16 protein-coding genes and 1 tRNA gene are annotated in these 13,460 nt (G+C 52.2%); 14 read left to right on the forward strand and 3 right to left on the reverse strand.

The annotated features are described in order from the left end of the window. The 12 genes from K6118_RS16800 to K6118_RS16855 all read left to right on the forward strand — a co-directional run bounded on the left by K6118_RS16800 (nucleotide 1) and on the right by K6118_RS16855 (nucleotide 10,332). Nucleotides 1-993, forward strand: coding sequence for an ABC transporter permease subunit (locus tag K6118_RS16800; RefSeq protein WP_247121657.1), 993 nt, complete (start codon nucleotides 1-3; stop codon nucleotides 991-993). Between the two features lie 154 nt (nucleotides 994-1,147). After that, nucleotides 1,148-2,113 carry a sugar ABC transporter substrate-binding protein gene (locus tag K6118_RS16805; protein ID WP_247121658.1) on the forward strand — a complete coding sequence of 322 codons (966 nt, stop codon included), beginning with the start codon at nucleotides 1,148-1,150 and terminating at the stop codon, nucleotides 2,111-2,113. Nucleotides 2,114-2,164: 51 nt separating this feature from the next. Next, a complete protein-coding gene (locus K6118_RS16810; RefSeq protein WP_281500879.1) occupies nucleotides 2,165-2,806 on the forward strand; it encodes a recombinase family protein in 642 nt (213 codons plus the stop codon). A gap of 203 nt (nucleotides 2,807-3,009) precedes the next feature. Continuing rightward, nucleotides 3,010-3,249, forward strand: a complete 240-nt coding sequence (locus tag K6118_RS16815; RefSeq protein ID WP_247121661.1) for a helix-turn-helix transcriptional regulator — start codon at nucleotides 3,010-3,012, stop codon at nucleotides 3,247-3,249. A gap of 11 nt (nucleotides 3,250-3,260) precedes the next feature. After that, entirely contained in the window at nucleotides 3,261-4,091 is an 831-nt protein-coding gene (locus tag K6118_RS16820) for a DNA adenine methylase (RefSeq protein ID WP_247121662.1), read from the forward strand. Nucleotides 4,092-4,099: 8 nt separating this feature from the next. Next, nucleotides 4,100-4,306 (forward strand): hypothetical protein, encoded by a 207-nt coding sequence (locus K6118_RS16825; protein ID WP_247121664.1) that lies wholly within the window; start codon nucleotides 4,100-4,102, stop codon nucleotides 4,304-4,306. After that, nucleotides 4,303-5,976, forward strand: a complete 1,674-nt coding sequence (locus tag K6118_RS16830) for a recombinase family protein (protein WP_247121666.1) — start codon at nucleotides 4,303-4,305, stop codon at nucleotides 5,974-5,976. Before K6118_RS16825 ends, K6118_RS16830 begins: the two co-directional genes overlap by 4 nt. 161 nt (nucleotides 5,977-6,137) lie before the next feature. Continuing rightward, the gene (locus K6118_RS16835; protein ID WP_247121667.1) at nucleotides 6,138-7,319 is read left to right on the forward strand and encodes a tyrosine-type recombinase/integrase; all 1,182 of its coding nucleotides are present in this window, start codon (nucleotides 6,138-6,140) and stop codon (nucleotides 7,317-7,319) included. Nucleotides 7,320-7,404: 85 nt separating this feature from the next. After that, complete coding sequence (locus tag K6118_RS16840) at nucleotides 7,405-8,115, forward strand: hypothetical protein (RefSeq protein WP_247121668.1); 711 nt, start codon at nucleotides 7,405-7,407, stop codon at nucleotides 8,113-8,115. 114 nt (nucleotides 8,116-8,229) lie between these two features. Continuing rightward, nucleotides 8,230-8,469 (forward strand): helix-turn-helix transcriptional regulator, encoded by a 240-nt coding sequence (locus tag K6118_RS16845; protein ID WP_247121670.1) that lies wholly within the window; start codon nucleotides 8,230-8,232, stop codon nucleotides 8,467-8,469. A 236-nt stretch (nucleotides 8,470-8,705) separates the two neighbouring features. After that, on the forward strand, nucleotides 8,706-8,996 hold the full coding sequence (locus tag K6118_RS16850; protein WP_247121671.1) for a hypothetical protein: 291 nt from the start codon (nucleotides 8,706-8,708) through the stop codon (nucleotides 8,994-8,996). Between the two features lie 157 nt (nucleotides 8,997-9,153). Next, nucleotides 9,154-10,332: a hypothetical protein gene (locus K6118_RS16855; RefSeq protein WP_247121672.1), complete on the forward strand. Its 1,179-nt coding sequence runs from the start codon at nucleotides 9,154-9,156 to the stop codon at nucleotides 10,330-10,332. Between the two features lie 88 nt (nucleotides 10,333-10,420). Here the strand turns inward: K6118_RS16855 and K6118_RS16860 are convergent, their stop codons facing one another. Together K6118_RS16860 and K6118_RS16865 are read right to left on the reverse strand one after the other, a co-directional pair. After that, nucleotides 10,421-10,786, reverse strand: a complete 366-nt coding sequence (locus K6118_RS16860) for a hypothetical protein (protein ID WP_247121673.1) — start codon at nucleotides 10,784-10,786, stop codon at nucleotides 10,421-10,423. 34 nt (nucleotides 10,787-10,820) lie between these two features. Further along, the gene (locus K6118_RS16865) at nucleotides 10,821-11,357 is read right to left on the reverse strand and encodes a hypothetical protein (protein ID WP_247121674.1); all 537 of its coding nucleotides are present in this window, start codon (nucleotides 11,355-11,357) and stop codon (nucleotides 10,821-10,823) included. A 339-nt stretch (nucleotides 11,358-11,696) separates the two neighbouring features. Between K6118_RS16865 and K6118_RS16870 the strand changes: the two genes are divergently transcribed. Continuing rightward, entirely contained in the window at nucleotides 11,697-12,386 is a 690-nt protein-coding gene (locus K6118_RS16870; protein ID WP_247121675.1) for a hypothetical protein, read from the forward strand. Beyond that, nucleotides 12,352-13,215 carry an HAD family hydrolase gene (locus K6118_RS16875; protein WP_247121677.1) on the forward strand — a complete coding sequence of 288 codons (864 nt, stop codon included), beginning with the start codon at nucleotides 12,352-12,354 and terminating at the stop codon, nucleotides 13,213-13,215. Before K6118_RS16870 ends, K6118_RS16875 begins: the two co-directional genes overlap by 35 nt. A gap of 122 nt (nucleotides 13,216-13,337) precedes the next feature. Here K6118_RS16875 and K6118_RS16880 read toward each other — a convergent pair. Further along, a tRNA-Met gene (locus K6118_RS16880) sits at nucleotides 13,338-13,414 on the reverse strand. Between the last annotated feature and the right edge of the window lie 46 nt (nucleotides 13,415-13,460).

Raw genomic sequence — 13,460 nt, forward strand, 5'->3', positions numbered from 1 at the left:
ATGCATCACGAACTTCAGATCAGACGGTTTGTCTTAGCATCTTGGCTTTTTGGGGTATTCTCTCTTTCTTTTATCGTCGGCAGTCTTTCAATTCAAATTATTGAAGTCTGGGTAATTAACCTACTGCCGTTACTTTTTTTGTCCCTCGCTGCTGCTGTCGTCATCTCATGTGGACAGATTGATATATCTACTGGTGGAGTGATGAGCTTGGTGGGAATGACCATATTGTTCGTATATGGATTTCCAGCCAATGGTTTAGGCAGTGCCTTACTGGCCCACGCTGTCGCCCTGACATTGGTAATACTCTTGTACTGGATATATTCGATCGCGGTTAACAGAGGGGTATCATCTCTTCTTGTTACGCTAAGTGTCCTTATGCTGTCGAAAGGCGCATCCACGCTTTTGCAAACGTGTATGCAAGGGGCTGGAGAGTTGTGCAGGTCTTCCACTAAATTCGCTATGGGGAATGCCACATTGCCACAGCAATTTGTCTTGCCCTATATGGACAATGTGTTTTTTGCCACAGGGGTTTTGGCCATAATACTTTTACTGGCAACCAGTTGGCGGTTTCATTCTCGCTGGGGTTTGGAGCATATCGCAGTAGGAATGGACCAAACATCCGCTAAGTACTCCCGTATTGCGGTCTCGAAGATATATACGCTCGCATTTTTGACCGCGGGAATACTTGTGTTCATTGCCAGCCTTATCCGGCTCCACGGCCAGGCCAATGGGGGATGGTCGGCTAATGTAGGATGGGGAGAAGAATTACTCGCAATAGCGGTTGCCGTCATCGGTGGCACTCGTGTCACGGGAGGTCGATTTGACCCCCTTTCTATCATTTTGGCGACAGCAGCTGTGTATACATCAAGGGACATTGTAACAAACGATTTGGGCGTTCCATCTGAAGTAGCTTCAATGTTCTTTGGGCTCGTGTTGTTCGTTATCGTCTGGCTAGATACGCGCGCCCAAAACTTCCGCGCCAAACATACATAAATTGTCACTATGCGATATCGCGTTTTGGTGCGAATGTTCAGAAAGGAAGGGGGACTCCTGTCTAGCGGAATACTATGATATACCACTGAAAGATGTGGGGATACCGTCAGTGGCAGAATCCCAAAATTGCTATAATTCCTAGCATAAGAAAGTGATGGTACAGAACATGCAGAAGAGAACATTTCTTGCAATCATTGCGATTTTAGCTGTGGTGGTTATTTCGGCACTAACCTTTAACCACAAAGGATATGAAAAAAAGCAGTTGTATGTATTTCTACCTTCCGCCAGCAACCCCTTCTGGATAGAGGTACGGAAAGGCGTCGAAGCCGCAGCCAAGGACTACTCCAAGAAATTTGATGTTAGAATTCTAACTGCAGGAGATATGGATGCGGCCAATCAGGTCGAACAACTCCAAACTGTTCTGGAGCGAGGCAAAGTCGCAGCAATCGTTCTTGGTGTTGCGAACAACCGTGCCCCAGCCCCTATCATCGCCCAGTACAATGCTCAAAACATCCCTGTAGTGATGATAGATACTGATCTCGACAAAACTGCAGCCAAAGAGTCAGGAGCAAAATGGAATGCATTTATCGGCTCCGACAATCGATTTGGGGGAAAATTAGCTGCCACTACAATGATAAAAGCTTTGGCAACGGTTACTGAGCCCAAAGTTCTGCTGATCAAAGGTAGCTATGTACACCAAAGTGCCATAGACCGGGCTGAAGGTTTTGTTGAAGGAGCTGGCGGCCAACTTCAAGTCATCGAGCGTGAAGGTGAATGGAGCCGGCAACGAGCCATGGAGTTGACAGCAGGCGTTATGGCCAGAGACAAAGTCGACGGAATTTTTGCCAGCAATGACGACATGGCCCTAGGCGCGATTGCCGCGTTGGAGAACGCTGGAATACCTAAAGATAAGCGCCCAATTGTTATTGGTTTTGATGCTACAAGCGCGGGGAAACAGGCAATTTCTCAGGGTGACATGTATGCGTCAATTGGGCAGCAAGCCGGTGAAATGGGTCGTGCTGGAGCCACAAGTGCGATGAAACTAGCGCAAGGTGAAACCTTGAAAGAAAATAAGATACTGATACCTGTGTCAGTAGTTTCTAAAGAAAACATTCGCTAGCAGAAGCCATATATTCCGGATATCAGACACTCGCCATAAGAAAAGATAGGGATGACCAGCTCCCGAACAGGTCCTACACCATTTGGGTATAAGCGGAAAAGTGGACGCCTTGTCTTCAGTCCAGATGAAGCGCCCGTCCGTTTGCGCATCTTCGAACTCTTTGCAGAGCACGAACGCCGCCAAGTCGTCTGCACGATTTTAAACGCCGAAGGCTATCGCACACGCAGCGGCGCACTCTTCACCTCCACTACCCTCACACGCCTGCTCACCGATGACATCGTCCTCGGCAATGAGGAAGTCGAGGCCCTTGTACCGGAGGAACTCTGGAAGCGCTGCAAAACCATCCTTGAGGCCCAAAAGGGGAAGGGAGGCCCTCCGCCACGCAAGGTCGCCAACCTCTTTTCAGGCATTCTTCACTGTGGTTGCGGCTTCAAGATGTATGTGCCTTCAGGCAGTCGGAAGTATGTCTGCGGGGAATGCCGCACCAAGATTGCCAAGGATGATCTCGAAGACATCTTCCACGCTCAACTGGACAGCTACCCGCTGCCGGCAGACCTCAAAGCAGGGGGCCAAAGGCTCTCAGAGAAATGGACCTCCTTCTCCTTCGAACAGAAACGAAAGCTTGTCGAGGCCATCACCAAACGTATTGAAGTGGCCGACAAGAAGGTCACGTGTTTCTTCTATCTGGTATGAAAAACCTAGCAAAAGCATAACGAGATTCATGCCGCATCCCGACCACCGGGAAGCCCCGTGCCCTTCGGGCTATCTACGGAAAACCGAGGCTATCTCACTCGTCTCCAGGAAAAGGAGCGACACGTTTCTCAGTTGAGATAGCCGCACATACCCACAATCCAGCACCGTCTCCTTACCAACTTGAATGGAAAGGAGAATTCAGAATGCATACCCCTCCTAGCGAAAAGCCGGAGATCGGCGAAGATAGGGAAGTCGGGAGCACCAAGCTCACGACCGCTGAGGCGGCCCGCTACATAGGTGTCGCAAAATCCACCCTCGCTAAATGGCGCATCTACGGCAAAGGCCCGAGCTTCCTCAAGCTTGGGCATGCAGTCCGCTACCTGCAGCGTGACCTCGACGCCTACCTCGCCTCAAGCACCCAATTGCCCACCCGTAAGCTCTAAGGAATTTCGTCATGACCAATCACACCAATGTCACACCCATCAGGCCTGCAGCCCCATACATCGGCGGCAAGCGCCTGCTCGCAGCCGAGATTATCAAGCGCATCAACCAGGTGCCGCACGTCACCTATGCCGAGCCTTTCGTCGGCATGGGCGGTGTCTTCCTGCGCCGGGATCAGGTACCCCAAGCCGAGGTGATCAACGACCTCTCCGGCGACGTCGCCACCTTCTTCCGCATACTGCAGCGGCACTACGCTCATTTCATGGAGATGCTGAAGTTCCAGCTTACGAGCCGGCGCGAATTCGAACGTCTGCGCGCAGCCAACCCCAGCACGCTAACGGATCTCGAACGCGCAGCCCGCTTCCTCTATCTGCAGCGAACTGCATTCGGGGGACAGCGTACCAACCAAGCTTTCGGTGTCGAGACGAAGCGCCCGGGCCGCTTCAACGTGATCAAACTCGGCCCGCTTCTCGAAGACCTGCATGAACGGCTCGCGGGGGTCATCATCGAGAACCTGGACTATAGCGCCTTCATCAAGCGCTATGACCGGGAGGCAACCCTCTTCTATCTCGATCCGCCCTACTATGGCGTTGAGGACTATTATGGCCGTGAGCTCTTCAGCCGGGAAGACTTCGAGAAGCTTGCCACCCAGCTTGCCACGATCAAAGGCAAGTTCATCCTATCGCTCAACGACACGCCTGAGGTGCGCCATATCTTTCAGGCGTTCGCGATCGAGGAAGTCTCGACCGTCTACACGGCCGCCAGAACCAAAGCCGTCGGAGCCCGTGAGCTCCTCATCTCCAACTGCTGGGCAGATTTCTGCCCAGCCATCAAAGCCGCGTGAGATGCGCAATGGCTCAGGCAAAAACCAAATCACCTCCAGCTATCACCAAGCTCATTCACGCCCTCGCCCGTCAGGCCGCGCACGATTATTATCGGGCTGAGCAACAATATACTCAGGCTGCCAACGATAATGCGGAAGATGACGACTATCCCCAGGGTCGACTTGACTGTCCGGCCAGTCAGAGCGTCAATGACCATGACCCCGGAGATTTATGATGCGCACAGCCTTTTATGCCCGATACTCTACCGACCTCCAATCAGAGGCTTCTATTGAGGACCAGATGCGCCGGCTCAAAGCCCGCGCGCAACAGGAAGGTTGGCAGATCGCCAACAGCTATTCCGACGCAGCTACCTCAGGCGCCAGTATGATGCGCCCGGGTATTCAACGGCTGATGGTCGACGCGGCCGACTGCAAGTTCGATATCGTGCTGTGCGAGGCGCTCGACCGGCTGTCGCGCAATCAGTCGGATATCGCCCGCATCTATGAGCAACTTACCTTCCATGGTGTAACCGTCATCACGCTCTCGGAAGGCGTGGTCTCCGAGCTCCATATCGGGCTAAAGGGCACGATGAACGCCCTCTTCCTTAAGGACCTGGCTGATAAGACACGACGTGGCCTTGAAGGCCGCGTCCGAGCCGGCAAGTCCGGTGGCGGCAAAGCCTTCGGCTATGACATCCCCCTCAAGTTTGACGCTGCGGGAGAGAAGGTTGCCGGCGAGCTGATAATCCATGATGAGGAGGCTGAGACAGTACGACGCATCTTCGCCATGTATGCGGATGGCATGTCTCCCCGCAAGATTGCCCATACACTGAACGACGAGGGTGTCAGAGGCCCACAGGGCGGCACCTGGGGGCCAACCACCATCCATGGCAACCGCCGTCGTGGGACGGGCATCATCAACAACGAACTCTATATCGGCCGCCGCGTCTGGAACCGGCTCCATTATGTGAAGAACCCATCAACAGGGAAGCGGGTCTCGCGCCTTAACCCTGAGGACCAATGGATCGTTGAGGAAGCCCCGGATCTCCGGATCGTACCCGACGAGCTGTGGGAACGAGCCAAGGCACGACAGAAGGCACTCGATGACATCGGCACCAACTTCTATGACAAAAGCCGGCCGCGCTATTTCTGGAGCGGGAAGGTAAAGTGCGGCTGCTGTGGCAGCAGCTATATCAAGATATCCAAGGACCATCTGGGCTGCACCGCCTCACGGGCGAAAGGGAAGACCGTCTGTGCAAACCGCAAAACCATCCGTATGGATACGCTTGAGGAGCAACTACTGGCCAGCCTGCAGCATCACCTGATGCAGCCCGAGAGCTTTGCCGAATTCATAGAAGCCTTCTCCGGTGAGCTGAACCGCATGCAAGGCGAAGCACGCGGACGCCGTAAAGCTCTGGAGGGCAAGATTACCAAGATAGAGCGTCAGCTCGACAAGGCCATCGATGCCATCTTCGATGGTGCCCCGGCATCCCGCTTTAAAGAGCGCATGGAGATGCGTGAAGCTGAGAAAGCAGACCTCAAGCAAGAACTGTCCATGATGGATAAAGAGGCCCCGCTGCTGCTACACACCGGCATGGCGGACATCTACAAGCAGAGAGTTGGGAAGCTTGCTGACGCGCTGCACGCCAATAGGGAAGACCTGGAGGCCTTCAACACGATGCGCTCCCTTCTTGACACCGTCACCCTGCACCCGACGGACAAGGGCTTTGACATCGACCTCCAGGGCGACCTGGCCACCATTCTGCACCTGAGCGCCGCAGGCAATAAGCCCCTGGATACAACGACAAAACCCTCCGAGTTTGATCTCGGAGGGTCTGGCGCACTTGCTGAGCAAGTGAAGATGGTTGCGGGGGCAGGATTTGAACCTGCGACCTTCAGGTTATGAGGTAGCTCTTATTATCTACCCTCAAGTTTCACTGACTACGATGATGATATTTAACCTACTGTTTTTTCTTTCATTCATAGCCTGTTCATATACGCCTAGATACGGTCTAACCGAACCTGTTTCGCCAATATTTGCTTCCATATCGCTTCCATGGATCGGCTATGACCAAACTCACCAAACGCACCGTTGATACTGCCCCGATTAAAGCCACAGACTATTTTGTCTGGGATAGCGAAATAAAGGGCTTCGGCCTGCGCGTCCTGAAGTCAGGGGTTAAAAGCTATCTGATCCAGTATCGCTCCGGTGGCCGCACCCGTCGCCTAACCCTTGGCAAGCATGGCGTCCTGACACCAGATGAAGCCCGCAAGATGGCTCGAGAATATCTGGTTGAGGTAGCCAATGGCGGCAACCCCTCAGAAGATCGCAGGCGCTATTCGATCGCCCCGACCCTGAGCGCCCTGTGCTCGCGCTTCATGGACGAGCATGTCAAAGCCAAATGCAAGCCCAGCACCACCAAGGAATACCAGCGCAATATAGACCTTTTTATCAAGCCCACACTCGGCAACCACAAGATACAAGACATTACCCGCCAGGACATAGCTAAGCTGCACCATGCCAACAGACATATTCCCTATCAGGCCAACCGCACGTTAGGCGTTCTCTCCAAGCTGTTTAACCTCGCTGAGGAATGGGGGCTAAGGCCGGATGGCTCGAACCCTACCCGCCATGTAAAGAAATACCATGAGGAGAAGCGAGAACGCTATCTGAGCGCCGAGGAGCTAAAAGCTCTCGGCAAGGCCCTGCAAGCCAGCCGGGATGATGGCAGCGAAAGCCCCTATATGGTCGCAGCCATCAAACTGCTGATCTTAACCGGATGCCGCCTCGGGGAAATCCAGACCCTCAAATGGGATTATATCCGGGGCAACGCCCTATTCCTGCCTGATAGCAAGACTGGCGCAAAGAAGGTCTATCTAGGTCAACCCGCCCTCGATGTACTAGCCGATATAGAACGCCTAGAGGGCAACCCCTACGTCATTTGTGGCAAAAAGCCAGACCACTATCTAACCGACTTCCAAAAGCCGTGGCGGCGTATCAGGGAACGAGCAAAGCTACCTGATCTACGTATCCATGACCTGCGACACAGCTTTGCATCAGGAGCGGTGTCGATGGGCGAAAGCCTGCCCATGATTGGAAAGCTACTAGGCCACAGCCAGGTACAGACCACAGCGCGTTATGCCCACTTAGCGGATGCCCCGATGCACGAAGCTGCGGATAGGGTGTCTGAGGCTATCAGCGCGGCATTGGCCGGTAACATTGACACGGACGAAACAGAGGCAGAGTAGCGAGCTACATTACCTATATGTAGGCCGCGCCCCTGCCTACGTATAGCTAATGTAAGGGTAGCTACGTTAGCTAGAGAGGTCCTCCATGGATCAATCCAACAAATTAGACGAAGACCTGCGCTATGTAACGCGAGAGCGATCTGACGCTATTGCTCTCAAATATGAGATACCCGACCTAGACGCCCTCTATCGACGGCTCAACTCGTTTGCAGAAATCTACTTCGATAACCGGCGCTTTGGTGAGGATACTCCATCGCGACAGCGAACCAAAAAGGCGCTGAAAGGCGTTAGAGATACGGCCCGCAAGCTGACGCAAAAGATTGACGGCTTAAATGACTTCGAAGATCGCTGGCTCTGGATGGCTCATAGGGACGTAAGGTCCGCGCCACGCCCTGACCCATTACCGGCCGAGGGGCACACGTCCGAAAGCATCATTCATGGCTGTAAGACCATATATCTGGGCACTCAGAATGGGGCTGCGATAATGAGGTGGGAGATTGAAGACCTGGTAAATGCAGTCAATGCAATAGAGCAAATGGCAACACATGGCATTGAGCATATGCCGACAGGCCGCGACGGCAGGAAGCGGAAGCATGGCCTTTATATGCTGGTCAGCAACCTTCAAATCCTTTGGCGCGACACGCTAGGGCATGCCTTCACATTTGATGGGCACAAAGGCCAAGGCGTTACCCAGGCCTATCACTTCTGTGTCGATGTAGTCGCGATCATTGACCCTAGCGTTACCGGCACGGAAATCGGCTCGCAAATGCGCAAGGTCATCAAGCGGAATAAGTGACCCGCAAAAACCTAGTCATTTTTTGAACCAAGTTATTGCCAGCGGTTTGGCGCGACTGAGAGTCAGTCGTGCGTATATATGGTGACCATCACTTAACTCAAAGGATGGGAACCAATGATACAGAACCCCAACGCACTTAGTGCATCTGACCACCAAACCCGGCTTATCAATGAAAAGGAAGCGGCGGCCTATGTCGGCCACACCGTGCGCTGCCTCCAAAACTGGCGGCTCCGGGGTGGCGGTCCCCGCTTCGTAAAAGTCTCCGCCCGATCGGTCCGCTATCGCCGCCGCGACCTGGAAGACTGGATCGAAAGCAAGCTGGTCTCCTCCACGTCGGAGGCAACCAATGACTAAATCCTCACATCGCCAGAACCAGAAATTCCGGCTCCCTCCGGTCCATGCCGGAACCACCCGGCAACATTGCCGCGCTGCTCCGGTGCGGTCCGGGCACATCCGAGGCAATCTGCCGGACAGGTCCAGGCGACAGCGCCCGGAAATCTTGGAAGCGTCCAGGCTTCAATTCCGGCGGTCTCCAGAAATTCCGGTTTCTCAATCCGGAACCACCTCCACCCTAATAGGGGAGGTATGATATGGCTTTCCCTGCACCTGGTCGCGGATTGTCCTATAGGGAAGTCTATGACGCGAACGACCAACTGCTTGATGCCTGGTACGAAGAAGACGGCCAACGCCTCACCGAGTTTGACGGCCTGTCGCCGGAGGTAGCCTTTGCCCTATACGGCTGCCGACAGAAGCGCCGCCCCTATAGGGACACGCTGCTTTCTTCGGCCTCGCCGCTGGCACCGGTCTTTCAAGCGTCAAGGTCGCTCGCGGGGAACCGCGCGCAGGGGCGCAGCCCCGAGCGTGGGCGGAGCGCACCTTGATCGCCGCACCAAGGGCGCATTCCCCGCTGAAGGCGGGGGCGCAGCCCCCAAGGGCTGCACCCCCTGCCCAGCGGCGAGCGCCCTTCTTCTCTTTTCTTCCCTTCAATAAGGGGGGTCTTTGTAACACCCCCCTCCACGATTACAGGGGTGCGATATAATGGCCCTACCCACGCTTCTTTACTCAGGTATTGATACTCTCGATATCGCCCTTCAAGGGGCCTTGTCCGAGGAGGTGTTGGAACAGCTTGCCCAAGCCCGCGACGAGGCCCAGCAAAGCCAGCGCGAGGTTCTATTGACCTTCGGCCCGGACAATATGCCTTTCCATGTCTTTGAGAGCGGTAAGCGCGGCGGCTATCGCTACCGCCTGAGCAGCGGGCCGACGGGTGCTAACTATTATTTCAAGCACAATAGCGCGGCCCAGAACTGGAATATCTTTGTATCCCCTGCCGCCTCAACCCTCGCAAGCCGGGGAATGGATGGCACCCTTGCCCATATCAAGGCCGAGCTGGCGGCCCTGGGCGCAACCATTATTGACGAGAGCGTCAACCGGGTAGACTTCGCCATGGACTTTCTGATGCACGAAGACTTCACCCTCAGGCCGGAACAGTTTGTGGCGCATCCTCATTGTAAGGTCAGCCGCCATTATGGCAACAGGGGCGAGGATGATTGCCCGGTTAACCCGGATGACGATCTTGTGCCCCAGGTGGTCACGCAAGGTCGGAAGGTGCGCACGGTTACTATAGGAAAAATGCCAGGCCGCCAGGTCCAGGTCTATGACAAGCGCCGCGCGTCTATAGACCAACAGAAAAACTGGTGGTTTGAGGTTTGGGATATCGACCGGGCCGACAAGAGCAAGCAAGTCTATAGGGTGGAGGTGCGGGCAGGAAAGCGGCACCTGAAGGACGATTGGGAGATTTCTTCTATAGAAGATTTGCGCGCGAGCCTGGGCGATGTGGTCAAGCTGGCGTTGGAGAAAGTGCGCTATGTGGATGATGACCAGCTATACCACACGGCCAATGTGACGCGGGCTAAATTGCATCCATTGTGGCAAGCGGCGAGCGAACGAGCCCACTTCGCTCTTAGGGACAATACCTCAGGCCTTTTGCCTAGCCGGATGCGGGAGATCATTCTGCACGAGAAGAAAGAGCTTTATAGGAAGCTCATGATCTCAAATTCTATAGGCATGTGTGTGGCTGATGGGATGAATATAGAACAAATTGAGCATGACCTAGGCGCGACAGCCCGAGCTACGATCAACGGCCATATCCGCCACAATTCCAGTCAGTTTGACGTACAAGTTCAAACATGCAGGGAACGTCTAAAAATTTTGATCTAAAAAGGTTCCTTCATTGCCTGATTTTCAGAGAACAGCTCAAGTTTCCTAAATGGCAGCTGTTGTAAATCTCAAAAAGAGGCTTCTGGAACTATTTACAAAATGGCGCGTAAGGAAAAACCTCTTTCAACTGCCTCTTCCTTTTTTCCAGATCTACAGATGCCAGATATTTTTCCAGCGTTGCGAAACCACTGTCAAAGTCCCCAACCGGAGCAGATAAGAACTCTAAATAAGCAGGTATATCATCCTGAACTAACAAGTTCATATCCAGCATATCCAAATGCGCCAAGACTTCATTAGTTACGGAAACCCCGTCCTCGCTTTCCCAGTCTGCACAATCATACTTTTCAGTAGCGTACCGCTCACAAGCCCAGTTTTGTACGGCCTCTGCTGAAACTTTTCCTTGATTCCAGCTCTGGAGAATTTGCTTCACGTCTTTTCGAGTTATTGTTTTCATCACTCACCCAACTGGCCGTTTATTGGGAATTGAACTATCCGGTAACGGGGTCATTAAACAAATCGGGGCACCAACTTATTATTTGCAAGAATGCGAAATTCATAGCAGTTGCGAGGCCAGAAACCTTTTCTAAAATTTCTTCGCAATTTTCATCCGTCATAGAGATTGTTTTATCTCTTAAGCCGTCCGCTGCCGCCTTTTTATAGAAACAGATAACCGGACCACCAAGCTTTGCAGCGGTATAATCATATGTACCATGTACGAGGTGATTGCGCTGCTGCGCTTCATCAGCAACCTTATTCATCAAAGCGTTGAAACCCTGAAGCCAGTCCTGCTTGAATTTGTCCTCTGTCTCGGACAGCGCACTATTCAGAATGGATCTAACAATCCTGATTTTTGAGGAATTGCTTAGTTCCGTAAGAATTATCTGCGTGAAGTGCCAACTCCCTTCTCCCATAGCCATTTGCAGGATCTGATTTAACTTACTCTCTATATGCTGAAATATGACGATGTAATTTCCCAAAAACATTGCATTCTTTTCTGAAGCAATCTGTTCTGCATCTTTTGTCATTTTTCCCCCAAGTCTGGTCGGTTATTGGAATTAGAGCCGAGCCGTTGTCGGGTCCGACGGTATAGCTGTTACCTAACCGTTAGATTGCGCCGCCTTGGCCGGTAGGAAAATCGGCTGCAAAAATTTTTGAGAGCTTTTGCAGTCGTCCAACTGGGGCCAATAATGACGGCACCGCGCCGAACAGTTTCGATGTCCAGGTCGATATGGATCTCCCCCGTCTCTTGCCTCGATCGCTACGCCGCCATCGTCATTCTGCTGGTGCCCAACATTCAGCCACTTTACCACGTTCAAGCAATAGTTGTAATATGACCTCCTAAGACATTTACAGAGGGGGGCCGCATGTCAAACAACAAAAAATCAACAAAAAAAGTCAGCTCAGACCAGCAACGGGTATATATCGAGTTTTGGTCAAAGGTTGTTGAGACGCAAATGCATTTCAATGAAATGTCAGTCAAATCACGACAGTTGGGACTGACCTTCGTTGCTGCTGCTCTGGGTGTCGCCGTGGTTCTGATCGGCAAACAAGAAGACTTCTTCATAAACATTCCGCTCCCTTGTTCCGACAATGTGCTTCACTTGCATGTCGCAGGAATCATCATGGTTGCCGCCGCTGGCGCGCTATGGATGGTGAGAACCTTAGACTTGCATGTTTATCATCGAATGCTTCGTGGAGCAGTCGCGTTTGGGGAGGACTTTGAAGAAAACTATATGAAGAAATATGTCTATGATCTCGAAAAAGGAATGACCCAAGCGATCTCACATTTTAGCCGCCACGACAACGCTAAAGCGGAGGTTAACGGAACGAAAACTATATATGAAGGCAGTGACAAGAAGTCCGCAGAAACCAAGATCCGAAAATTTTATACGTACACCATGATTGGAATGGTGATCGTAGGAATTGTTATTTTTTTGAGTAACAAGCCGATTTCAAGTAAGAACGAAATGAGTACAATTAACCAGCCGAAAATAAGTCAGACCGAAAGACAGACAGACGTTGAACAGCCCCCAAAAGTCACTCCTCATAACTGACCTAGACAACACGCTGTATGATTGGGTTTCTTATTTTGTACCCAGTATTTATCGACTGATTGACACCGCAAAGGACATACTGGGCTGCGACCAAGAACGATTGATCAATGACCTGCAGAAGGTCCATAAAATCCACCATGACTCTGAGCACCCATTTGCTCTGTTAGAGGCCGACGTTGTGAAGCATACGTATGCAGGATTGCCTAGAACGGAGATCAAACGGAGGTTAGATTCTGCATTCCACGCTTTCAATTCCGAACGCAGAAGCCGCCTGCGACTATATGAGGGGGTTGAACCTACCCTCGACCAGCTAAAATCGCGGGGAATAAAAGTGGTGGCCTATACTGAAAGTAAGTTTTTTGGTGTTGTAGATAGAATTCGCAGGCTCGGCTTAGAAGCGCATATTGACAAAGTGTATTGTAGGGAGAGGTCTGAAACCGTTCATCCAGATGAGAAACCCGTTTCGGAATGGCTGGCAGATTTTCCCGCTCATAAGGTTGTTGAGCAGTGCGTCCATTCTTTAAAGCCAAACCCAGAAGTGTTGCTGGAAATATGTGCCTCTGAGGGTGTGGCCCCAGAGCACGCCGTATATGTCGGTGATAGCCTCCCAAAAGATATTTATATGGCTAAACAGGCCGGCATTACTTCTGTTTGGGCAAAATATGGATCGATGGTAGACCTGGATCTTTATGACAAGCTAATACGAATTTCCCATTGGACGACTGCGGACATTGAAAGGGAAAAGAAGTTCAAGCTATTAGCCCAGGGTATGCAGGTTGACCTTATCGCTGAAGAAAAATTCAGCGAAGTACTGAAAGCCTTCAGCTAGTTCGCGCCGTCAACGGGCCTGGCGTTCAGGTAATAGAACTAACACAATCCGCTGATGCTTCCACCTTGCTTCCATGCAAAGAAAAACGGCTTAGACATTTCTGTCTAAGCCGTTGTTTTTGTTGGTTGCGGGGATAGGATTTGAACCTATGACCTTCAGGTTATGAGCCTGACGAGCTACCGGGCTGCTCCACCCCGCGTCAATTTCATATCCGCGGGGTGTTGGTGCGGCACGCTTTCGCGTGC

The sequence above is a fragment of the Kordiimonas marina genome, from assembly GCF_023006325.1.
Lineage (GTDB): Bacteria > Pseudomonadota > Alphaproteobacteria > Sphingomonadales > Kordiimonadaceae > Kordiimonas > Kordiimonas marina.